Origin of the sequence: Spirosoma aerolatum (assembly GCF_002056795.1) — a bacterium.
GTDB classification, from domain to species: domain Bacteria; phylum Bacteroidota; class Bacteroidia; order Cytophagales; family Spirosomataceae; genus Spirosoma; species Spirosoma aerolatum.
The window spans coordinates 4,468,890-4,491,296 of the sequence record NZ_CP020104.1; the positions used below are offsets into that span (position 1 = coordinate 4,468,890).

17 protein-coding genes are annotated in these 22,407 nt (G+C 48.3%); 6 read left to right on the forward strand and 11 right to left on the reverse strand.

Annotation, left to right across the window (positions count from 1 at the left end; translation table 11 throughout):
• Positions 1-45 precede the first annotated feature (45 nt).
• From B5M13_RS18310 to B5M13_RS18335, 6 genes are all read right to left on the reverse strand, one after another.
• Complete coding sequence (locus B5M13_RS18310) at positions 46-1,077, reverse strand: glycosyltransferase family 2 protein (RefSeq protein WP_080059978.1); 1,032 nt, start codon at positions 1,075-1,077, stop codon at positions 46-48.
• A 25-nt stretch (positions 1,078-1,102) separates the two neighbouring features.
• Entirely contained in the window at positions 1,103-2,857 is a 1,755-nt protein-coding gene (locus B5M13_RS18315) for a hypothetical protein (protein ID WP_080057041.1), read from the reverse strand.
• Positions 2,858-2,948: 91 nt separating this feature from the next.
• Positions 2,949-4,379, reverse strand: a complete 1,431-nt coding sequence (locus B5M13_RS18320; protein WP_080057042.1) for a DUF6056 family protein — start codon at positions 4,377-4,379, stop codon at positions 2,949-2,951.
• A gap of 65 nt (positions 4,380-4,444) precedes the next feature.
• Positions 4,445-5,377, reverse strand: a complete 933-nt coding sequence (locus B5M13_RS18325; RefSeq protein WP_080057043.1) for a DMT family transporter — start codon at positions 5,375-5,377, stop codon at positions 4,445-4,447.
• Between the two features lie 81 nt (positions 5,378-5,458).
• The gene (locus B5M13_RS18330; RefSeq protein WP_080057044.1) at positions 5,459-6,535 is read right to left on the reverse strand and encodes an LptF/LptG family permease; all 1,077 of its coding nucleotides are present in this window, start codon (positions 6,533-6,535) and stop codon (positions 5,459-5,461) included.
• 44 nt (positions 6,536-6,579) lie between these two features.
• A complete protein-coding gene (locus B5M13_RS18335; protein ID WP_080057045.1) occupies positions 6,580-7,233 on the reverse strand; it encodes a metal-dependent transcriptional regulator in 654 nt (217 codons plus the stop codon).
• Between the two features lie 186 nt (positions 7,234-7,419).
• On the opposite strand from B5M13_RS18335, the gene B5M13_RS18340 reads away from it, so the two are divergent.
• The 5 genes from B5M13_RS18340 (at position 7,420) to B5M13_RS18355 (ending at position 13,365) form a co-directional block, all read left to right on the forward strand.
• A complete protein-coding gene (locus B5M13_RS18340; protein WP_080057046.1) occupies positions 7,420-8,754 on the forward strand; it encodes an Nramp family divalent metal transporter in 1,335 nt (444 codons plus the stop codon).
• A 48-nt stretch (positions 8,755-8,802) separates the two neighbouring features.
• A complete protein-coding gene (locus B5M13_RS33485; protein WP_155297283.1) occupies positions 8,803-8,946 on the forward strand; it encodes a hypothetical protein in 144 nt (47 codons plus the stop codon).
• Positions 8,947-9,151: 205 nt separating this feature from the next.
• Positions 9,152-9,823: a M20/M25/M40 family metallo-hydrolase gene (locus tag B5M13_RS18345; protein WP_080057047.1), complete on the forward strand. Its 672-nt coding sequence runs from the start codon at positions 9,152-9,154 to the stop codon at positions 9,821-9,823.
• Between the two features lie 436 nt (positions 9,824-10,259).
• Positions 10,260-12,212 (forward strand): KUP/HAK/KT family potassium transporter, encoded by a 1,953-nt coding sequence (locus B5M13_RS18350; RefSeq protein ID WP_080057048.1) that lies wholly within the window; start codon positions 10,260-10,262, stop codon positions 12,210-12,212.
• A gap of 91 nt (positions 12,213-12,303) precedes the next feature.
• Positions 12,304-13,365 (forward strand): NAD-dependent epimerase/dehydratase family protein, encoded by a 1,062-nt coding sequence (locus tag B5M13_RS18355; RefSeq protein WP_080059979.1) that lies wholly within the window; start codon positions 12,304-12,306, stop codon positions 13,363-13,365.
• Positions 13,366-13,435: 70 nt separating this feature from the next.
• Here the strand turns inward: B5M13_RS18355 and B5M13_RS18360 are convergent, their stop codons facing one another.
• From B5M13_RS18360 to B5M13_RS18380, 5 genes are read right to left on the reverse strand one after another with little or no spacing between them, the layout of a single operon-like run.
• Complete coding sequence (locus tag B5M13_RS18360) at positions 13,436-14,743, reverse strand: DUF4249 domain-containing protein (RefSeq protein WP_080057049.1); 1,308 nt, start codon at positions 14,741-14,743, stop codon at positions 13,436-13,438.
• 18 nt (positions 14,744-14,761) lie between these two features.
• A complete protein-coding gene (locus B5M13_RS18365) occupies positions 14,762-16,060 on the reverse strand; it encodes a DUF4249 domain-containing protein (RefSeq protein ID WP_245859380.1) in 1,299 nt (432 codons plus the stop codon).
• A gap of 19 nt (positions 16,061-16,079) precedes the next feature.
• On the reverse strand, positions 16,080-17,375 hold the full coding sequence (locus B5M13_RS18370) for a DUF4249 domain-containing protein (RefSeq protein ID WP_245859382.1): 1,296 nt from the start codon (positions 17,373-17,375) through the stop codon (positions 16,080-16,082).
• A 41-nt stretch (positions 17,376-17,416) separates the two neighbouring features.
• Positions 17,417-18,361 (reverse strand): matrixin family metalloprotease, encoded by a 945-nt coding sequence (locus tag B5M13_RS18375; RefSeq protein WP_080057050.1) that lies wholly within the window; start codon positions 18,359-18,361, stop codon positions 17,417-17,419.
• Positions 18,362-18,374: 13 nt separating this feature from the next.
• Positions 18,375-20,780, reverse strand: coding sequence for a TonB-dependent receptor (locus B5M13_RS18380; protein WP_080057051.1), 2,406 nt, complete (start codon positions 20,778-20,780; stop codon positions 18,375-18,377).
• 231 nt (positions 20,781-21,011) lie between these two features.
• Here B5M13_RS18380 and B5M13_RS18385 point away from each other — a divergent pair, with 231 nt between their 5' ends.
• Positions 21,012-22,310 (forward strand): DUF4249 domain-containing protein, encoded by a 1,299-nt coding sequence (locus B5M13_RS18385; RefSeq protein ID WP_080057052.1) that lies wholly within the window; start codon positions 21,012-21,014, stop codon positions 22,308-22,310.
• Positions 22,311-22,407 lie beyond the last annotated feature (97 nt).

Here is a 22,407-nt window from a genome sequence, read left to right on the forward strand (position 1 = left end):
ATCCGAACTAACAAACCAGCACTATACAAAAGCGACTGAAAACGATCAGGACACACTGGCTTGCTTCAATGGCATTACGGGCTGCCGCTGCTGATCTTTAATGACGTCTCGCAAGACGTACAATGGGCGCCCTTTCGCCTGAAAAAAGATGCGAAGCACATATTCCCCAATCAAGCCGAGCGCAATAAGCTGAACACCACTGAACAAGACCATAACGAACAGCAGGGCCGTAAACCCCTGAGGTACATCATGGTAAATAAAGCGCTTGATTAACGTCTGAACCAGGTAAATCATCGCGACCCCAATCGTGAGCATCCCCAGCCGGGTAATAATCTTGACCGGGTATTCGCTGAAATTGAAGATACCATTATAAGCCAAACGCTGTAGCATCTTGAACGAGTACTTAGGTTCACCCGCCTGCCGGGCATCGCGTTCATACTCCACCCCTATTTGTTTAAAGCCAATCCAGCTACGCATGCCCCGGATAAAGCGGCTTTCTTCGGGCATTTGGTTCAGTACATCGGCCACCCGGCGACTTATCAGCGAAAAATCACCACTGTCGAGTGGCATATCCACGTACGAAATGGCCTTCATAAACCGATAAAAGGCAGCGTAGGCTGTTCGTTTAAAGAAATTTTCTTTTCGTTTCTTCCGAATCGCATACACTACGTCGTATCCCTCCAGATGCTTTGCATAAAATTCGGTCAGTAACTCAGGCGGGTCCTGTAAATCACCGTCGATGATAAAAAGGGCTTCGGAGGCACGAGCGGCCGCAATACCAGCTGTCAGCGCAATCTGGTGTCCATAATTTCGGGATAGAAAGACACAGTGATAACGAGCATCGGTCAAGGCTACCTGCTGCATCAACAGCGCCGTATTGTCGCGGCTTCCATCATCAATCAGCACAACTTCAATACGTAAGGGAGATTTCTCCATGACGGCATTCAGCCGGGAAATCAGATAGGGAAACGACTCGGTTTCGTTATAAAGTGGAGCAATGATTGAAATCTGAGGTTCTAACAAGGTAGTATAGCTTGAGACGGTATCAGCGTTGGCAAAAGTACGTTTTTTTGGCATTTTGGCCACTCCCACAGCGCATTTGTTAAGGAATGGTAATGGTTTGCGGACTAAATCGTATGGGAGCAGAGGCCTCGTCGGACGTTGTCAGGATACCCAGACGATACGTTCCGGGCGGTAACATGGGAATAATTACCTCTGCAAAAACCGTCTGAACGGGTCGATTCAGGTAGAAATTAGCCGGCGAAAAATGGATCGACGAAGGGAATAAATACGTCCGCTGATCGGATTGAACCACTACCGCTGACTGGCCAACCGGTCTGGGCAGCACCCCATAATCGGTTTCGACCAGATAGCTGTACCCTCCACCCGAACGATGCAGGGTAAGATTCTTGTCGGGTTTCATGGACCGCCCTTTGGTTAGCAGGATTTGCTCATAGGCGGAGTAATAGGCATCTGTAGGGTACTGATAAAGGCCTCGTCGAACGGCCTGGTCGAGGCTCCGGCGAGCCAGATTCACAAATGGATGTCCCCAGCTTGGCCCTAACCCCGTTTCGTTGTATTTCTGATTAAACGCGCTGGTAAGGAGTTGCTCTTTTCGGAACGCAATTTTGGGCAACCGAAAGACATACCAGGCGCCCCAAACAACGAAACCGACAACCAAACCAGCTCGTACCCAGGTTTCCAGAACACGCGAATTTTTATACTGCTCACTCAACACATTCAGGTACAGCAGTACAACCAGGAGCGCGGGGTAAATCATGTAGTTGCTGATGAGCATAACCGCATAACCGAACCGGGGCCGCAGAAAAGCGACTACTACCGCATTGACCATCAGAAAAGCGTAACTGCCTGTCAGGAAATAGCGACGTTTCCAGAGTGCTGCTGTCGCCCGATCCAAATTGGCGGATGCCTTAACTGGCCTGCGAAAAATTGGTTCCGCCATTTGCCAGAGTAACCATAGCATCGCCGGAATCAGGATTAATCCAGCCAGGGTAGGCAGTATGCTCCGCACCAGAATAGATGTCTCAGGCAGAAAGTCGAAAAGGCCGCCATTGAAGGTAAAAAAGCCTAAAAAGATCAGATGCGGATGTTCCAGAAAGAATGAGACGCTACTATCGTTCCCCTGCGTATTCGGAAAATCATGAAAATAATAGACGATAGCCCCTACCCCAACGGCCAGCCATATGCCCAGTCGAACCCATTGCCGCTGCATAACCAGTACCACTGCCCCGGCCACCCAGCCAAACAAGCCGTTACTCATCGAAAAAGATGTCAGTACCTGTAGGACAAGCCCAAACCCAAACCGGCTGCGGCTTCCATCGGCCAGTAGATAGATGACTGCTATCACCATCGCCACCACGACCTGATGCTGTAGACTTGTAATGGCCCAGGTCGTTGTCAGATAGTATTGAGGCTGGAGCAATAAAAAAGGAATAGGTACAAACGCCAGAATCGGTAGGCCTGTTGATCGAAAAACCCGATAAAAAATCGCCAGTAGCAGTAACAGAAACGCAAAAGCCGCGAAGATCAACCAACGAAAATTAACAGCTCCTGTCAGGTTGTAACAGAGCAAAGTAAGGAGCTTACCCGTCAGAATACGATGCTCATTGTTAGGACTCAGCAACCAGTATATTTTTCGCTCAACCGTAGGCGCATCAATATACCCAACAATAAAACTCAGAAACGCGTCGATGTCGTCCATCCAGGGCACATCGACAATATAGGCAAACAGCAACAGGCTGAAGCACACAATCGGAATACCGATCAGCACCCAGGCGAGTCTGTCGAACCGACCAACAACCAACGACCGATTACGAGATAGGTACGCTACATTCATTCGATTTGACCAATTCCATCCAACTCAAGCCGAATTGGCGAAACTCGTTAGTTAATTTTCAGGGCAATATGCCAGCTAGTACGTGCACCGATTATGGGGTTGGCTGATGGCCTTTCAGTATAATCGTTTTTTTATGAAAATAATCGGCCCAACAACGATTCCAGAGGTGCTGTGGATTATCATGAATATCTTCCAGAAATAAGGAAACCGGATATTGGCTCAGTGGCGTTATAACACTGTTGGCATCACCCTGTTTCGACAATTGAGCATACCGTTCGAGCATCTCCCGATCATATTGAGCAGCCCGACCACTAAGCCAGTCGCCATATACCACCGGCAGCAACGTTCCCAACGACGCAGCAACTACTGCCCAGATTACTGCCAACAGCATAATCGGACGCAGATACGGAACCAACGAATCAGGATCGAAGCGGTATCGAATACGAATAACCAGTAATGTCAGGTTATACAATAAGCATAGCCAGAAAGCCAGGTTGATCAAATTGATCAGCCGGGGAATGGGAGCGATACCCACACCATAAAAATGCAATGAAATAAGCGCCAGAAGCGTTGCCACCATATACAAGAGCCCCCAAAGTGGATGTAAACGCAGGTAGGGTGGAAAATCGGATCGGCGTCGACGTGTGCCCGCCAGTTTCCAGGCTAGAGGCACGTATAAAATCGACAAAGGAAGCCAGGGCGTTGTAAACAGTTGTTTAGGAATGTATGTAACCGCAAACTTAAGCGACGATATCAAGGTGAACGGGATATCGCTTCCATGCGGGTTGCCCCCCAACCGAATGGCATTGCCCGGTGCTTTGAATAGATAATAACAGGCCACTGCCGCCACTGCCAGCAAAATCACCAGGGTTGCCGATACCCGACGACGCTCTATTAATTCCCCAAAGCCAATCAGCGCCAATACGGATAACACTAGTACCATCGTCATCTCACTTGACCCGATAATTGCCGTAACCAGCAAACTTTCCGTAATCACATAACCCGACTTCCAGTTAAATCCACGTTGTTGGTGCGCCATCAGGACAGCCAGTAAAAACAGGAAAAGGGCGCTGGACAAACCATAGCTAGCCAGCCCTGTATACCAATACAAATACTCAGGAATCCCTGCCAGGGTAGTAATGAAGCCAATAAAAACCCCGAACGCTAAAGCAAGTTTGGCTTCCAGATCAAAAAACGTGGACAGTAATTGGTTCGCAATGGCATAGCAACCCGCTAATACCAGCGCCAGCAAAACCATTGGATAGATTTTATAGGCACTATACCACCCCAGTATGATCGGATTGGTATGAACAATGAAATTATGAAAGAAACGCCCGGTCCATCCATCATAATAATACTGTTGAGCCTGCCAGAATCCATAGTGGATCACGGTATTCGCAAAACAATAATCGTCGGTGGGTGATGGGTGGTTGTAAGTGGCCAGCGCAACTAAAGGCGTAAGGACAACAATAGCAAACAGACCCAGCAGAAAAGTAACAATACGTAATAAAGATCCAGACATAAAATGCATTTCAGTTTACGATCATGGTAAACGGTGAACCATATATCGCTTCTCTAGCCACCTTCTTAGGTTGAGGTGGGCAACTGAGCTTGAGTTTTCGTCAATCGGCTATTAAGAAACGGATAAGCCAGTACAGCCGCCAGAATCACCAGCGTTCCGCCGTAAAAGCCCAATGTCATGCGTTCAGTATCGCCAAAAATCAAAACGGCCAGCAAGATACCATAAACTGGCTCCAAATTAACGGTCAACACTGCCATATAAGGCGAGAACTTTCGTAACAGGCTCACCCCTATCGAATAAGCATAGACCGTACAAACTAGTGAAAGCACCAATAACCAGAGCCATTGCCAGGTCGATTCAGGCACATATTGAACACTGGCCGATGTATCAACCGAAGCCGTCCATTGAACTAGCAGCCACAAGCCCAGAGCCGCCACAGATGCGCCAATCATTTCATAAAACGAAATAACCAGGGCATTATAGCGCTGGGTAAACCGACTATTGATGATGGTGAACAACGACGATAGCATAGCCGAAAGCACGGCTACCGTCAACCCAACGACTTTGTCGAACTCAAACCGAAAAATCAGGTAAAGCCCCAGCATTACAACGGCTCCCAGCACGACTTCAATCGGCCTTACCCGCCTACGCAACACCAATGGCTCCAACACACTCGCCCAAAGTGAACTCGTCGCCATACCGGCCAGACACACCGATACGTTGGCCAGTCGGGCAGCCAGAAAAAACAATACCCAATGCAGGCCAATCAATCCGCCCGTAGCCAGTAATCGCCAATAATCGGTAGAAGCTACGTTCAGATTCTGCCTGCGACCTAACAGAACGAGTCCCATTCCCACTACCGCCAGCACCGTACGAAACAATACGACTCCTGACGCATCAAGCGGAGCCAGCAATTTTCCTAATATAGCCGTAAACCCCCAGATCAGAACAATGAAATGGAGCTGGAGATAGTCGGTGAACGTGGGTTTATAAGTCATTAATTTTAAATGATAGGCTGAGTGAATAATAGAATTGGAACAGCTAACCATCCACTCAGTCTATCATTCGCTCAGTCAGAATTATCGGGGAATCGTATTGTACAACAGCACACCAATAGCGGTAAAAATAGCATTGGGAAGCCATACGGCGATAATAGGATTCAGATTACCGGATTCGGCAATTCCCTTCGCCAGCATAAAAAATAGTAGGTAGGTAAAGGCCAGTATGAAACCGAGTGCCACTTGCCAACCAACCCCCCGACGGCTTTTACGGGCCGACATAATAACCCCAATAATCGTCAGGATAATAATCGCAAACGGTCGGGTATCTCGACTGTATTTTTCAAGCAGGTACGTCTCTACCCCATCCGAACCACGGCTTTTCAGCAAATCAATGTATTTGTTGAGTTCCGGCCGGGTAAGGGTTTCAAAAAGATTGAAATTAGAGCTAAAATCGTCTGGTTTCAGATTCAGTGTCGTATCGATACGGGAACCGGGTGTGAGGGTTTCATGCATCCCATTAATGTCCCGAATCCGATAATCAACAATCGACCATTTCTTTTTCTTGGCATCCCATTCAATATGGTCGGCCGAAAGCTTTTGTTTCAACTGATTGCCTTCTACACGTTCCAGGGTGAATTTATACCCGGTATTGCTCATGTTGTTATAGCTTTCCAGATAGGCGTAGGTATTGGGAGCTATTTTGAGGTGTACGTTTCGGTTCGAGTACGTAAAAGCATCGTTAATGTATTTAATCTCAAACGCAATCCGGGTTTTATTGGCTTTCGGAATTACGTAATTGACCATAAAATACGTCAGCACCGCCAGCACGGTTGCTCCCAATGTATAGGGAAATAATAGCCGAACAAAACTGACTCCACTGCTCAGAATAGCAATAATTTCGGTCCGGGCGGCCAATCGCGAGGTCAGGAATACGGTGGCGATAAAGACCATCAGCGGACTAATGTAATTGGCCCAATAGGGAATAAAGTTGAGGTAATAATCCCACAGGATCTCATTACCAGGTGCATTTGTCTTGTGAAAATTGTCCACCTTCTCGGTGTAATCGATCATCACAACTACCAGCACAATCACCATTACCACAAAAATGTAGGTCTGTAAAAAGCGCTTAAGAATATACCAGTCTAAAAGTTTCATATTCCGATTGATCGTTTACGATTTCCAAAAACCGTAAACACGCACTAATTCACTAATAAATTTTTAGCCACTTCATGGCTTACAAACACCGTTCTGCCCGTTTCGGTCTGCACCCGAAACGACTTATCAAACGCACTGATTTCCTGAATAACAACCGTACTTCCAAGCGAAAGATCGGAATAGTCGAGGTGTTGTAGAAACCCTGTCGAATGCTCCAGCACAGCCATCAGGCATACGCCTTCACCAACTTCAGCTTCCGATAGCTTCCGATACCCCGTTTCGGGCATCTGCCCAGCCGATGTCGGAATCGGATCGCCATGTGGATCAAACTGCGGATTGCCTAAATACGTATCTAATCGCGTTACTAACTCTTCCGATCGAATATGTTCCAGTTCCTCCGCGATATCATGTACTTTATCCCAACTAAAGCCCAGTTTTTCAACCAGAAAAACTTCCCAGAGCCGATGCCGCCGGATAATCTGCAACGCCAATCGTTCCCCTTCTTCCGTCAACCGCACTCCCTGGTATTTTTTGTAATGAATAAGCTGTTTGTCAGACAGTTTTCGCAACATATCCGTTACCGAAGCGGCTTTGGTAGCGGTTACTTCTGCCAGGGCATTCGTACTGACTTCGCCCTGCTGCCGGTTAGCCAGGTTGTAGATGGTCTTCAGATAGTTTTCTTCCGTGAACGATTGCATATAGTACGGCGCTCTTGCTCAGAACAACGAACAAAATCAAAACAGTTTGGCAACAAAGGTAGTTTTTATGTTAAACTTTCTAAAAATTTAGGCCAGTCTAAATTTTTATTTCAACATTACCTATATTTGTTGCGTTATAGAGGAGAACAATCAATTGACTCAACTAAAGCAGCTTATTGAAGCTAAATGGAAGTAACGAATACATCAACGCAACACTGGTACGCTGAAGATACAACATCCCCGTTGACCGATGTTCACGGGTCAGTGCATGTTCCGGTCGGACGGGGGTTCTTCCGAACGTTGCGTGCCTATGCAGGTCCCGGTCTGATGGTGGCCGTTGGCTATATGGACCCCGGCAACTGGGCCACCGATATTGCCGGGGGTGCCCAGTTCGGCTACCAGCTCCTATCAGTCGTTTTGATTTCCAACCTGTTTGCTATTTTATTACAGCATTTGGCGCTAAAACTGGGCATTGCCACCGGCCGTGATCTGGCACAAGCCTGTCGCGATCATTTTAGCCGCCCGGTAGGTATAGGTCTGTGGCTACTGGCCGAAATAGCTATTGCCGCCTGCGATTTGGCTGAAGTGATTGGGTCAGCTATAGCGCTGAATTTACTCTTTGGCCTTCCGATTACGATTGGCGTACTCATAACAGCGCTCGACGCATTACTTCTGCTGTATCTGCAAAACAAAGGTTTTCAGATTCTGGAACGGATTGTAGCGGGTTTAATCTTTCTAATCGTAGGCTGTTTTGGTTATGAACTGATCGTTTCTCAGCCCGTCATGGCCGATGTTGTTGCGGGATTGATTCCTCGTTCAGCCGTCGTCACAAATCCGGGCATGCTTTACATAGCCATCGGCATACTGGGGGCTACCGTTATGCCGCACAACCTCTATCTACATTCCAGTATTGTGCAAACCCGCGATTACGGACGCAACGATACTGGTCGTAAAGCCGCTATTAAGTTTGCAACAATCGATTCGACGGTTTCGCTCTTCCTGGCCTTTTTTATCAATGCCGCCATTCTTGTGCTGTCGGCGGCTACATTCCACTTTTCAGGAAATCAACAGGTGGCCGATATAGCCGATGCTCACCGTCTGCTCGATCCGATTCTTGGGGTCAAATTAGCGGGTATTTTGTTTGCCGTAGCGCTGCTCGCTTCCGGCCAGAACTCTACACTGACGGGTACACTCGCAGGTCAGATTGTGATGGAAGGATTTCTGAATCTACGGCTAAAGCCCTGGGTTCGCCGGCTGGTTACTCGTCTGGTGGCCATTATCCCCGCCCTCATTGTAGCCATTTTATATGGCGAACGCGGAACCGCTGAATTGTTAGTACTTAGCCAGGTTATCCTGTCACTGCAACTCAGCTTCGCGGTTGTTCCTTTGGTGCAGTTCACCAGTGATAAAACCCAAATGGGCCGCTTTGCCAATCCGAGCTGGTTAAAAATACTCTCTTGGGCCGTTGCGCTGATCATCATGGGGCTGAACGGGTATTTGCTTTGGGATACGATTCATTAAGTTGAGCGCCAAGGAATTGTATTACACTGAAATAGCTTGAGACTAACCGTGCAGAGATATGAAAGTGAGCAGTTTGGCGATACCAGGAAAACCATTGCCCTACCCTCTGGTCAGGTACTAGCAAATGTCGATGAGTTTTACCGTCGCGATGGTAGCTTTGTAATTACACCAAAACAGGGTAGTGTATCGTAGACTAAATATTCCGCTGCACTACCCTGTTTTGGTGTTTTTTATAGGTTTATCAGGACGATAGTCAGTTTATTTTAGCCACCAAGTTGTTTTTAATTCGCCTGTATTTGCTTTCTGATAAATAATTTCATTTTTGGGCCAGCGATATGAACAGGCTTAGTTGTTTTCCGCTTGCTTGTCGGCTTCATCGGCTATACTGACCTAAACTATGCGATTATTTTTACGATTTTTAGCGCTCTTGCTTGCGCTGCTGCTCATTGTACTGGTTGTCAACACGTTTCGGCTGACACCGCACCAACTGATCAGCGTACCTCCTGCTGCTCCCATTTCCATCCCCGATTCAGCCATTCAGCGACTGGCCGGAGCTATCCGAATCCCTACGGTATCCTATACCGACCACAGCCTAACCAATACGGCTCAATTCGACAAATTCCTAGCTTACATTCAAACGGCATTTCCACTCATCCATCAACGACTGAAACGCGAAACGTTTAACAAATACGGTTTACTATTGGAATGGAAAGGCCGCAATACCAATCTGAAACCCATGTTGCTCATGGGTCATTACGATCTAGTGCCCGTTATTCAGGGTACGCAAAAAATGTGGAAGTGTCCTCCGTTCGGCGGTATTATTGCAGGCGATTTCCTCTATGGACGCGGTATTCTCGACGACAAAATGAGCGTTATTGCTTTATTGGAATCGACTGAATATCTACTCAGAACCAATTTTCAACCCGAGCGCACCTTATTTCTGGCCTTTGGTCCCGATGTTTCTTCATCGGGCCGTGAAGCGCAAACCATTGCGGCTGCTCTGAAAAACGAAACATTTCACTCAACTATATTCTGGACGAAGGTGGCGTCATTAAAACAGAAGGCGTAGCCGAACTTAACAAACCTGTTGCCCTGATCGGCATTGGGGAAAAAGGGTATTTAAGCCGGTACTAATGAACGTATCCGTATAACGGATTATCGGAATATGATCCAATTATGTGGCTTTAATTCGCAATAGCCAGTCTAACAAAGGAATTCATCATAGGCAGGCTACCAAAAGAGATGGCCTGCCAAGTAGACAGACCATCTGCCAACTACACCTAATTAAAACCCAAACTGACTAGAATATGGGCACATGTATGTACGTATTTTCCCGACCGACAGTTTTCTGGCCACCTCCCAACGTTTATTTGGTATATGGCTGGATTATTGCATTTTGACAGGGAAGGTAACTTTCGATTAAACTGCGATTAATGAATCTAAACATCGGTTATCTTTGCGCCGTTTTGACCCGCCCGTAAGGCAAAAAGGCGTAAGCCTATTTTATGGAAGACAAAAAACATTTAGACACCGTTACCGCTGCCGGACTGCTGGTAGCCATGGGAATCATCTACGGTGATATTGGTACATCCCCTCTGTACACCCTCCGGGCGATCGTTGGACCCAATAATGCAATTCGAGCCGATGTGGTTCGTGGAGCCCTTTCCTGCGTACTCTGGACGCTCACCCTCCAGACGACGGTTAAGTACGTGATCCTGATTCTTCGGGCCGACAACCGGGGCGAAGGGGGTATTTTCGCCCTTTATGCGCTGGTACGTCGACATGCTCGCTGGCTCACATTACCGGCTATTATTGGTGGAGCGGCTTTGCTGGCCGACGGGATTATTACACCCCCAATTTCGGTATCTTCAGCCGTTGAAGGCTTACGTTTGCTGTATCCAGCCATTACGCATATTCAAATCATTGAAATTGTAATTGCTATTCTCACGATACTATTTCTGATTCAGGCATTTGGTACAAGCGTTGTAGGGACCGCCTTTGGCCCCATTATGTTTGTGTGGTTTGTGATGCTGGGAACACTAGGTATTATTCAAATCGCTCAGGCACCAGGGATTCTGTCGGCTATAAATCCCTATTACGCGTATTGGCTACTAACCGAATACCCCGGCGGGTTCTGGCTTCTTGGCTCGGTTTTCCTTTGTACAACGGGAGCCGAAGCTCTGTATTCCGACATGGGGCACTGCGGCCGGGCCAATATTCGGGTTAGTTGGGTATTTGTCAAAACCTGCCTGATTCTCAACTATTTCGGACAGGGTGCCTGGTTGATTGGTCAGGAAGGACAGGTTCTGAATGAGCGGATTCCGTTCTATGAAGTAATGCCCTCCTGGTTTCTGACTATCGGTATCAGTATTGCTACAGCCGCTACGGTCATTGCCAGTCAGGCACTGATCAGCGGATCGTTCACCCTGATCAGTGAAGCCATCCGACTCAATTTCTGGCCAAAAGTTCGGCTACGTTATCCGAGTGTCCAGAAAGGACAACTTTATGTGCCCAGTGTGAATATGCTGCTATGGGCAGGCTGCGTTGGCGTGGTGCTGTATTTCCGTGAATCATCGAACATGGAAGCCGCTTACGGTCTGGCGATCACCCTGACGATGCTCATGACCACGCTGCTTATGTCGTATTACCTTTACACCCACAAGTATCAGGCCTGGTGGGTGGTTTTGTTTCTGACGGTTTATCTGGGTATTGAAGGCTCATTCCTGGTCGCTAACCTAATCAAATTCCCGCACGGTGGTTGGGTATCTGTTTTGATTGGTTCTACCATTGCCGGTGTCATGTATATCTGGCTACAGGCCTTCCAGATCAAACTTCGCCTGACCGAGTACGTTCGCATCGATCAATACATACAGGCCATCAAAGAACTTAGCCGCGACATCAGTATTCCCAAATATGCTACGCACCTGGTGTTTATGAGCAACGCGGCCCGGCAGTCGGAGATTGAATCAAAAATTATTTACTCCATTTTCCAGAAGCGGCCAAAACGTGCCGACATCTACTGGTTCGTTCACGTCGATACGACCGATGATCCGTATACAATGGAGTATAAAGTAAACACCATTGCCCCCGACGATGCCTATAAAGTGACGTTTAAACTGGGTTTCCGGGTCGAACAGCGTATTAACCTCTTCTTCCGCAAAGTGATCGAAGATATGGTGAAGAATAAAGAGGTGGATATTACCAGCCGTTACGAATCGCTGAGTCGTCAGAATGTAATTGGTGATTTCCGGTTCGTAGTATTGGAGAAATTTTTATCGTTTGAGAACGAACTACCTCCCCGCGAGCGGCTTATCATGAACATCTACTTTGCCATCAAGAACTTCACAACCCCCGAAGATCGCTGGTTCGGTCTGGATAGCAGTTCAGTTAAAGTCGAAAAAGTCCCTCTGGTTATTCGTCCAGTCGAAAACGTCCAACTCAAACGCATCACTTCTTAATGATTGAATGATTGAATGATTGAATTGACGAATGGCCTTATGCCAGCTTTATTCAATCATTCAACAATTCAATCATTCAATCATTGATTTTATGAAACTTCTCATCACCGGCGGAGCTGGGTTTGTTGGCTCATCACTGGCCATTTCGCTTAAGCAAAATTATCCTGATTATCAAATCTTTGCCCTCGACAACCTCAAGCGTCGAGGTTCAGAACTGAGTCTGGCACGGCTGAAAGCTGCCGGTATCGAGTTTCTACATGGCGACATTCGGAATAAGGAAGATTTTGATGCGCTGCCTGCTGTTGATACCGTCATCGAAGCGTCGGCCGAACCATCGGTATTAGCGGGTCTGGATGGAACGCCCGATTATCTGATTAACACCAACTTATTCGGTACGGTCAACTGCCTGAATTACGCCCTAAAACACCGGGCTAATTTTATTTTCCTGTCGACCAGCCGTGTTTATCCAATCAAGACGATTGAGACCCTGAATTTCGAGGAAGCCGAAACCCGCTTTGTCCTGACAGACGATCAACCCGTGTCAGGGGTTTCTTCGAAAGGTATTGCCGAGAAGTTCCCACTCGATGGTGCCCGGTCGTTGTATGGCACCACGAAACTGGCATCTGAACTGTTGATTCAGGAGTATAATGAATTCTACGGCCTGAAAACGGTCATCAATCGCTGTGGCGTCATTACCGGCCCCTGGCAGATGGGTAAAGTCGATCAGGGGGTCATGGTACTCTGGATTGCCAAACACTATTTCGAGCAGCAACTGGCCTACATCGGCTACGGGGGTACCGGTAAACAAACCCGCGACATGCTCCACATAGCCGATCTGTATCGGTTGATCGACTGGGAGCTGCACAATCTGGACAAAGTCAATGGCGAAATTCTGAACGCAGGTGGTGGTGTGGAAAGTAGTGCATCACTCCAGGAATTGACTAAAATTTGCCAGGAAGTCACGGGCAAAACCATCCCGATCAAGCAGGTCACAGAAAACCGGGCCGCTGATATTCGACTATATATCACCGACAATACGAACGTAACGAAGCTGACAGGCTGGAAGCCTGAACTTGGCATCCGCGAGATTGTCACCGACATTCATGCCTGGCTCGACGCTAACCGGGCCGCGCTAGAACCTATTTTGAAGTAAACTTAACCTATTTTCAACCGGCACTCCTTTCCTCTCTCCAGTTGTTGGAGAGAGGAAAGGAGTGCCGGTTTTAATCCCGCCAGCCTTCGGGTTTATAAGGGGTTTTTGTTTCGCTGGGCGTACAGGGCGCTGTAGGCGGACGATCATTATTGGGCCAGATCCTTACGTTTGGCGGGAAACGATTTCCTTGATAGGGGGGCGATGGTTCGGGATTGGGACGACGGCTGTTCAGGGCATAAAACAAATCATCCCCGATGTTATCGTGCGGTCCTGCCGGGTCCATAGCCCCTAATGGGATACCTTCTGCATCTTTCCGGTCAAGCCACTGATGATACAACGATACTGCTGAAGCAGTGAAATAACCTGCCACCGGCTCCCGGCTGTTCGCTGTATTTCGCACATTTCCGGCCAGCGCCGTTGGGGGCGAATCGGCTAGACCACCCGTATTTTGCGTCTGTTGCTGAAGCAGTTGAAAATAGCGATAAGCGTCTTTCGTCAGCGATAGCTGCCAAACATCGACCAGGCAGGGAGCATGCTGATAAAATGGGATACTAGCCACTTTTCGTTTCACAAGTAGCCCTCCATTGCTGTATTGATCATCGAACACATTTATCGTTACGTTGCGTACAATTTCCCAGCAGGCTGTTCGGCAATTGTAGTCGTAATACCAATAACCTTTGGGAACATACGGAGCCCCATAGTCGGTCGTATACGTAGGTGGAATAAAACAGTCTTCAAACAACTCATTCCCGGCTACAAAGTAGTATTCGTTTAAATACGTATGTGGCAAGACTTTGTACACCGAATAAACACCCTGCTGGCAGGTTTTGCACCAGTATTGCCGCTCGTAGAGTATCCAGTCCCAGCGATAATAATTATGTTGATTAACCGGGTCCTGCACATCGATAGAAATATCGTGACCAGCAGTAAAACCGTCAAATTGATTAGCGGGCAGGCTTTTCGGATTAAACTCAGCATATGCCTTTTGAATAGGTACTACAGTCGGCATAACCTGCTGGCTCGATTGATAGGTGGTTCCATCGGTTAGCGTAAACCGTAGTTGATAGGCATGCCCAGTTTGTCCTTTGAAATCGCTAGGTAGTTGGTACGATCCATCAATCGTTTCATGGCAGGTAATCAGAACGGAAGAATCGACCATTACCTGTACGGTCGCTCCGGTAATAGGCAGGGTTCCAAAACGACCCGTGAAGGGATCTGCTTTAGAGCGATTGAGTTTGATAATCTGTGCTTCGGCCCGGTCCGAAATTGTGCCATCTACCACGATAATATCGTTAGTCCCATGCAATAACAAATCTTCAGGGTCAACGCAGGCCACTACCAGCATTGTAAGTCCGACAAAAAAAAGCCGTAGGTGCATAGTCGAAAAGTTGCTAGATCAATCTCGCCAGCCTTCGGGCTTTAGCGGGGTTTGGTTAGGGCCGGGTGTACAGGGGGCGGTGATAAAGCGGCCGTGACTACCCGGCGTAAACGGTGGTCCTTCGGGACCTTGCGTTGGCAAACGAACCTTCAGCGCGTAGAATAGTTCATCATCGTCCTGTACAATATTTCCGGCATCGTCATAGGCACCCAGTGGAAGTTTGGTAGCGTCTTTTTTATTGAGCCAGATTTCTTTCACGGCTACCGTGCTTGCCGTAAAGAATCCGACTACCGTTTCCCTAGTATTCGTTACATTTCTGACATTCCCCACCAAAGCCGTTGGGGGCGTGTCGGCCAGACCGCCCGTATTCTGGGTTTGCTGCTGAAACAGATAAAAATACCGGTAGGCTTCTGCCGTTAGCGACGACTGCCGCAGTTGCATTAACGCAGGCTGGCGGGTCAACAGAGGAACCTGGGCTACTTTGCGGCCCACCAACAAACCACCGTTACTGAGCTGGTCGTCGAATACATTCAGGTTATAATTACGAATCCGTGCCCAGCAGGGTGTCCGGCACAGGTAGTCGGAATACCAGTCGCCATTGGGAAAAGTCCAGCCGGAGAACACCGTTAATGGATTTACGCAGTTTTCAATAGCTTGTTTCATAGTAGCTACCACACCATTCTGGATGTAGCGGGTCTGCATGGTGTCGATGTAAATACTTTGGTAGCAGCTTTTGCACCATTTTTGCTTTTCGTACAAAATCCAGTCCCAACGATAATAATTACGCTGATCGGGCGGGTCGTTGGTGTCAACAAACGCATCATACCCTGCCCGGAAATTTGTCGGGTACAGGCCCGGCGGCAAACTGACCGGATTGAACTGTACGCGTGCTTTATCGATTGGCGAAACTGGTAGCATCACCTGCTGACTGGATACATAACGGGGACCTTCATTGAGTGTAAACCTCAGTTGGTAGGCATGGCCCACCTGCCCGCGAAAATCATTGGGCAATCGGTAAATACCATCTTCCGTTTCTTCGGCTTTTACGACTTCGGCCGAATCTACTATCACCTCAACCTGCGCTTTAGTAATCGGCAATACCCCAAATCGGCCTGTAAGTGGGTCAGCGCGGGAGCGATTGAGCGTAATAAGTTGCTCCTCAATCAGGTTTGTCAGGGTGCCATCTACGACTACTACATCCAACGTACCACCCAGAAGTACATCGTCTGGCTTAACACAGGCAATCGGTGACCAGCCTATGACAAGCCAACCGATCAGCCAGAACACTAAACGTTTAGTTGTATCTACGGCTTTCATAACGTACGTTCAGGCTGGACTAATCCCGCCAGCCTTCGGGTTTATTGGGTGTTCTATTATCGTTTGGCAAACAAAGGGCCGTTGGAGGACGGTTCGGGCTATTCTGTATTACCATTTGTGGAATAGCTGGCGGAGTAGGCTCCATGACAGGCTGACGTCTGTTCAACACATAAAATAGCTCTGACCCTACATCACCTCCATACCCAGCAGGCCCGGAGCCCCCAAATGATACACCAGAGGCATCTTTCCGGTCGAGCCAATACCGCAACGAGGCTAGAACAGATGCAGAAAAAAAGCCAACAACAACTTCTTTACGATTGGCTACATTATGCACATTGCCCGCCAAAACTGACGGCGGTGTATCGGCCAGGCCACCCGTGCGTTCGGTCTGATCCTGAATCGCTTTAAAATAGCCATAAGCGTCGGCTGTGAGCGCGCTTTGCCGAATTTCGACCAAACACGGATTATAGGTATAAAACGGAATTTGCGCTGCCTTAAGTCCAGTAATTAACCCACCGTTGGTATACACATCATCGAAGACGGTAATGTCGTGACTGTAAAAGATTTCCCAGCAATTGGTACGGCACATGTAATCATAGGTGTAGTCGGGCAAAGGCGTGCGATAGGAGAAAGCGGGGGGCGTTAATTCCCGATAGCAATCTTCCAACCGGGTCGACCGATCTTCCGTGTAGCTATAATAGTTTCCCCGCGACGCATTCGACAATACCAAGCTGTCTCGAATTCCGTAAACGGCATAAACGCCCTGCTGGCAAGTCCGACACCATTGCTGCTTTTCCCAAATCCTCCAGTCCCAGCGGTAATAATTATGGGCCTCGACAGGGTCTTTAAATTCAACAAACAGGTCGTGCCCCGCTGTATAGAAACCATCCAGTGGTGTTCGTAAACTTTTGGGATTGAACCGGGCCGTTAGTTTATTGATCGACGGAACTGGATAAGCCGGCACAATCTGTTGAGTCGACGCATACCGGGTTCCATCCACCAGTGAAAAACGGAGTTGATATGCGTGACCGATTTGCCCTTTAAAATCGCTGGGGAGTTGGTACGAGCCATCAATGGTTTCGTGGCAGGGGATCGCTTCAGCCGAATCCACTACGACCTCTACAGTTGCCCCGGTGATTGGCGTAAAGCCGGTCTGTCCCGTAAATGGATCGGATTTTGATCGATTGAGTCGAATAACCTGTGGTTCTGGCAGATTATTAATGATCCCATCCACCACTAGCACATCCACCGTTCCGAGCAGTATTCCGTCCACAGGATCGACGCAGGCGATAAGCAACGCAGGTAACAAGCTCATTCGTAAAAACCAACGAAAAAGGCGCATGAGTTGTATCATCGTTACCGTATGAATGAGCTGTTTTGTAGAATTACTTTATCGCCCGAAGTCAACTGACAGGTCAGAAAAACAGGACGCGGGGCATCAGGGAAATAGCCACTGTTATCAACTGGCCCAAACATAAGTGCATCTGGATTCAGATTGTGCGACAGCCCCAAGGCATGACCCAACTCATGCGCTGTTGTCCAATAGCCAAGATTTTGGCCGCTAGGGTCTGTTTTAGTCAGGCTCTGACAGGCGCTAGCCCCAATAAGCCCGACCCGCCGGTCAATTCCATTCTGTTGAGTAGCTATACCTACTCCTTCGGCACTAGCAATTCCCATCGGATAAAATACCAGGAAGACCTGTTCGTTCGGATTTAGTTTCGCTGCTGTTTTTTTATAGATCTCTTCCGAAATACTGTTTAACAGGTCGATGGAGTTGACCCCATATTCATAGCTGTAGCGACTACAGTGAAGCGTATCGACAATCGGTGTATTTAAAGTAAAAGTTTGACCACTCAACCGCTGACCATACCAGGTTTGAACAATGGGCATTGCCTTTCGGATCGCAGCCAGCAAACCTGGGTCGAAATCCCGCTCTTTAGGGACCATATATAACACGGCTACGCTAATCCGTCTGAACGGAACCTCGACCCGTTTCATGACCGACTGACTCAACTCACCATACGTTACTGTCAAACGTACAGGAAATGAACCGCTTGAATCATACGGAATAACAGGAGAAAATTCCTTTGAACTTCGTCCGTTTCCAAAATCCCACTGGGCAGCGCCTGTACTATCCGATACATTTACAAACTGAACACGTATAGGGTAATTCAGTGAACGAGCGGCCGTCGCCATAAAGTCAACGTTGCGCGATGGGGCCATAGTAGCCTCTCTGGAGCAGGCCATCGGCAACCCGATAGCCCCTGCACAAACCAACAAAATCAGGCAGAAGAAGCGCATTCCGTTGAGCCGTTTACTTAAACTCGAAATTGTAGGTCAGGCTAGGAATCGGAGCAGCGAAAATACTCAGCCGATACGGGTTAGTCGCCTGTCCCTCAGTCCGGTAAAAGATCGAGTACACATTCCGGCGACCGTACAGATTATATACGGTAAAGGTCCAGTGCCCCTGCCACCGACGATGCTTCATGCTGGGGTTGTAGATGTTCCAGGCGAAATCCAGCCGATGGTAATCGGGTAGCCGGTACTGATTCCGTTCGTCGTAATACGGATAGGTGCGTCCCTGATAGCGAATGAACCCTTCTGGAGCCGTATACGGTCGGCCGGTACTGTAGGCAAAATTGAACGAAAAACTGTGATGTCGTCCCTGGTTGATATTCAGGCTTATATTGACACTATGTGGTCGGTCGTAATTGGCTCGGTACCAATCGCCACCATTGATCTGCTGCTGAAAATCGACCCCAGCGGCTACCTGGTTCAGCGTTCGGGCATAGGTGTAGTTAACCCAACCCGTGAGCTCGCCCTTCTTTTTGGCCATCATGATTTCCAGCCCATAGGCCTTGCTTCGACCGGGTAGCAATTGCGTTTCGGGATAGGGTTGCAACAGAAAATCAGCCCCCGGTTTGTAATCCAGAATATGCTGGGTACTACGCCAGTACACCTCAGCCGACAACTCAAAAATGTTATTCTTCGAATTATGAAAATACCCCGCCGACCATAGCTGACTCACCTGCGGCTGGATGTGCGCATCCGAGGTTTTCCAGCGCGACGTAGGTAATGGCGTTGTAGTATTGGTAATCACCTGCAAATACTGCCGCATCAGGTTATAACCCAGTTTGATGGATGAGTTATCACCCAATGCATAGCGTAAACCCAGCCTGGGTTCAAATCCACCGTATTGACCCGCCACCTGACCAGCCCCGTATCGGACGGAATCAACCACATTGGTGATATCGTAAACAGCACCGCTCGTTCCTTCACTACCGTAACGACGAACTACTGATGGGCCCAGACTAAGAAAATGGGAATACCGAAGCCCCACCGACACCGCCAGCTTTTCTGAAACACTAATCTCATCTTCAGCATGGATGCCCAGTTCCATAGCATTTTCGATGGGTGTCCGCTGATAATTCACCGCGAGGCTGTTGTTCGGTATCAACTCGCCGGGATTCAGTCGGTAATGGGTTCCGCTAATCCCGATTTCAATTTTCTGATTCTCTAACTGATAGTTCAGGTTCGACTTGAGCTGCCGTTGCAAGAGCGACTGTTTCAAGACCACTTTATTGAATGTGCTGTCCTCAGTCGATAGGATACGAGGAATATACTGAGCCACCAATGCTGTGGTTTGCAGATTCAGACGGGGGTTGAAGGCATGGAACCAGCGTACCATCCCATTAGCTGTTTGCTGGGCGTACTGCGTATTAATTGCATTCACATTCGCCAGACTACCCAATAGATTGGTCTGGAACAAATCCTGACTGAAATACCCCATTGCCGTAACCGTGTTGCGGTCGTCGATGCGCCAGAAAAGCTTAGCAGTCCCATCACCAAACTTAGCCCGGATATCGTCCAGTCGTTTGGAGGCCAGTCGAAGCAGAAAATCGTTAAAAGCACCTCGACCCGAAATCAATAATCCCAGTTTTCCTTTTATAATTGGGGTTTCGACCGTTAACCGATTGGCAACCAGACTAGCTCCACCGCTCAGCTTAAACTCGTTCAGATCAGGATTGCGCAAGCTAATGTCCAGCACCGAAGCCGCTCGCCCACCGTACCGAGCGGGCACATTACCTTTGTATAAATCAAGGCCTCCTACGGCATCGGGCGGGAATACCGAAAAAAGCCCAAACATGTGGGTAGGATTAAAAATGGGCGTATCGTCCATCAGAATCAGGTTCTGATCGGTTGTTCCACCCCGGATATTGACTCCGTTGGCCGCTTCGCCCACACTCGTAACACCCGGCAGCATTTGCAGACTACGCATAATATCGACCTCCCCTAAAGCAGCCGGCATCTTCTTGAGCGTAGCAATATTAATTTGACTGACACCCAGCAACGGCTGACGAACATTCCGATCGTATCCTTTACTGGTAACGACTACCTCTTCGAGCTGGCTGGCTACGGAGGGTAAGCGTACATCCAGGGTAGTGTTGCCCCGAATGGAAATCGTTGTTCGGAAGGGGACAAAGCCAATACTACGCACCACCACAATGTGCTGGCCCATCCGGGCCTTGATCGAATAGTGCCCCTGCTCGTCGGTGTACGTACCCGTAGCCGACTTGTCATAGTCCAGCACAACAGCCGCCCGAACAACGGGTTGATTGGAGGTTGAGTCTCGAATCGTACCCGATAGAGTGTAAAGAATCTGGGCAGAAGCCGCTATACTGCTCAGCCCGAGAAGAAGGATAAATACGAATCGAAGCATGAAAAGAAAAGGTAAACTAGGGTGCGGTTATACTTTATTGCACACAGGAGCCTTGTTCTATTCAGTGAGGAGGGAACAATAGACTAGTGTTCAACAGTATATGATACTATTTAGTTAAACCATCTTTTCTGTAAAATCTACCTATAAGCATAGTCCACTTGCTAGAACAGCCTCTTAATTCGTTAACTAAATAGCAATCCAGCCGTACTGGACAGCTTATTTATCAGGAGTATGCGTTCATTTCTTTTGCTTTCGCTCTGTCTATCAATCACCTACTGGCTTACCGCCTGTGTCGATTCACTTGATCTTACTCTCAACAGTTCGATCGATGTGCTGGTCGTGGATGGCACGATCACAAACCTACCAGAGCCGCAGGTGATCCGACTGAATCGCTCCAAAGCCGACCGGCTGACCGGTCGTTTTGGAGCCGTACCCGTTACGAAAGCCACGGTAGAAATCATCGTGGACTCGACTCAGGTTATTCCCTGCCACGAAACCGTTGACGGTACCTATCAACTTCCCAGTGATTTTAAAGGACAAATTGGGCACGCCTATCAACTGCGGTTTACCCTTTCCGATGGTACTCGCTATCAATCGACACAGCAGGTTATGCCAGCTGTACCCCCAATTCGTAGTGTATCAGCCCGCTTCAATCCCGTGGCATTGCCCGTTGAGCAGCAGTTGGATGGAGGCTACCGAGCTGGGCACGACGTTTTTATTGAGACGCAGGACCCCGCCGATCAGCCAAATTATTACCGCTGGGACTGGAAGCTCTGGGAAAAACAAAGCTGGTGCCGGAGTTGTCATGAAGGAATTTATTCCGTGAATAACATCCTGCTTCACACCTACAAAGACAAAACATTTTACGTAGCAGGCAATGACCTCTATGAAGACTGTTTCGTTCCCGTAAATTATATGGAAGCTGGTCAGCCGCCCTTTCAGACTGGGTTATATGTCTATGATTACCCCTGCCGTACCGATTGCTGGGAAATTCTCTATAGCTATGCACTGAATGTATTCGATGATCAATACACGAATGGGAGTCTCATTCAGCATCGGTCCGTGGCTCAGATTCCTTATTATGATAGCACTGCCTGCCTGGTCGAAATTCGTCAGTCGTCACTAACCCAATCCGCTCATGCCTACTTCAATCAATTTCAGCGCACCCAATTGACTAATGGGCTGACCGATACGGCCCCTTCCGCACCTGTCGGTAACATTCGAAATATGGCTGATAGTCGGGAGAAAGTAGTAGGGTACTTTACAGCATCGGCCGTGTCGGCCAAACGATACTGGATCGACCGAAACGATGTGAATGGGCTTCCCTTTGGCAACATCGTTCCTGAAAAAGTGCCCTGGCAACCTGGTGCAGCCTTTTTTTATTCCTTAAACCGTAGGCAACCGATACCAGAACCCATTTATCCATACCCCAGCATCCGAATATGGGGTGGCCCTCCCCGACCGGTTACTGCCATTTGCGTACCCAGCGACAGCCGAACGCCGTTTAAGCCAGAAGGTTGGCAGGAGTAGGTTCCGGTGGCATTCTTAGCCGCTCAGGAAAAAACGGTATGAATCTATCGTGCAGATTTGGTGGTCTATAAGGTAATTGTAATTTTGACGCATAATC

What these genes read in the sequence shown, in the direction of transcription:
- B5M13_RS18310 (WP_080059978.1), bottom strand. Translation starts at nt 1,077, where the DNA reads ATGCCAAAAAAACGTACTTTTGCCAACGCTGATACCGTCTCAAGCTAT.
- B5M13_RS18315 (WP_080057041.1), bottom strand. Translation starts at nt 2,857, where the DNA reads ATGAATGTAGCGTACCTATCTCGTAATCGGTCGTTGGTTGTTGGTCGG.
- B5M13_RS18320 (WP_080057042.1), bottom strand. Translation starts at nt 4,379, where the DNA reads ATGTCTGGATCTTTATTACGTATTGTTACTTTTCTGCTGGGTCTGTTT.
- B5M13_RS18325 (WP_080057043.1), bottom strand. Translation starts at nt 5,377, where the DNA reads ATGACTTATAAACCCACGTTCACCGACTATCTCCAGCTCCATTTCATT.
- B5M13_RS18330 (WP_080057044.1), bottom strand. Translation starts at nt 6,535, where the DNA reads ATGAAACTTTTAGACTGGTATATTCTTAAGCGCTTTTTACAGACCTAC.
- B5M13_RS18335 (WP_080057045.1), bottom strand. Translation starts at nt 7,233, where the DNA reads ATGCAATCGTTCACGGAAGAAAACTATCTGAAGACCATCTACAACCTG.
- B5M13_RS18340 (WP_080057046.1), top strand. Translation starts at nt 7,420, where the DNA reads ATGGAAGTAACGAATACATCAACGCAACACTGGTACGCTGAAGATACA.
- B5M13_RS18345 (WP_080057047.1), top strand. Translation starts at nt 9,152, where the DNA reads ATGCGATTATTTTTACGATTTTTAGCGCTCTTGCTTGCGCTGCTGCTC.
- B5M13_RS18350 (WP_080057048.1), top strand. Translation starts at nt 10,260, where the DNA reads ATGGAAGACAAAAAACATTTAGACACCGTTACCGCTGCCGGACTGCTG.
- B5M13_RS18355 (WP_080059979.1), top strand. Translation starts at nt 12,304, where the DNA reads ATGAAACTTCTCATCACCGGCGGAGCTGGGTTTGTTGGCTCATCACTG.
- B5M13_RS18360 (WP_080057049.1), bottom strand. Translation starts at nt 14,743, where the DNA reads ATGCACCTACGGCTTTTTTTTGTCGGACTTACAATGCTGGTAGTGGCC.
- B5M13_RS18365 (WP_245859380.1), bottom strand. Translation starts at nt 16,060, where the DNA reads ATGAAAGCCGTAGATACAACTAAACGTTTAGTGTTCTGGCTGATCGGT.
- B5M13_RS18370 (WP_245859382.1), bottom strand. Translation starts at nt 17,375, where the DNA reads ATGAGCTTGTTACCTGCGTTGCTTATCGCCTGCGTCGATCCTGTGGAC.
- B5M13_RS18375 (WP_080057050.1), bottom strand. Translation starts at nt 18,361, where the DNA reads ATGCGCTTCTTCTGCCTGATTTTGTTGGTTTGTGCAGGGGCTATCGGG.
- B5M13_RS18380 (WP_080057051.1), bottom strand. Translation starts at nt 20,780, where the DNA reads ATGCTTCGATTCGTATTTATCCTTCTTCTCGGGCTGAGCAGTATAGCG.
- B5M13_RS18385 (WP_080057052.1), top strand. Translation starts at nt 21,012, where the DNA reads ATGCGTTCATTTCTTTTGCTTTCGCTCTGTCTATCAATCACCTACTGG.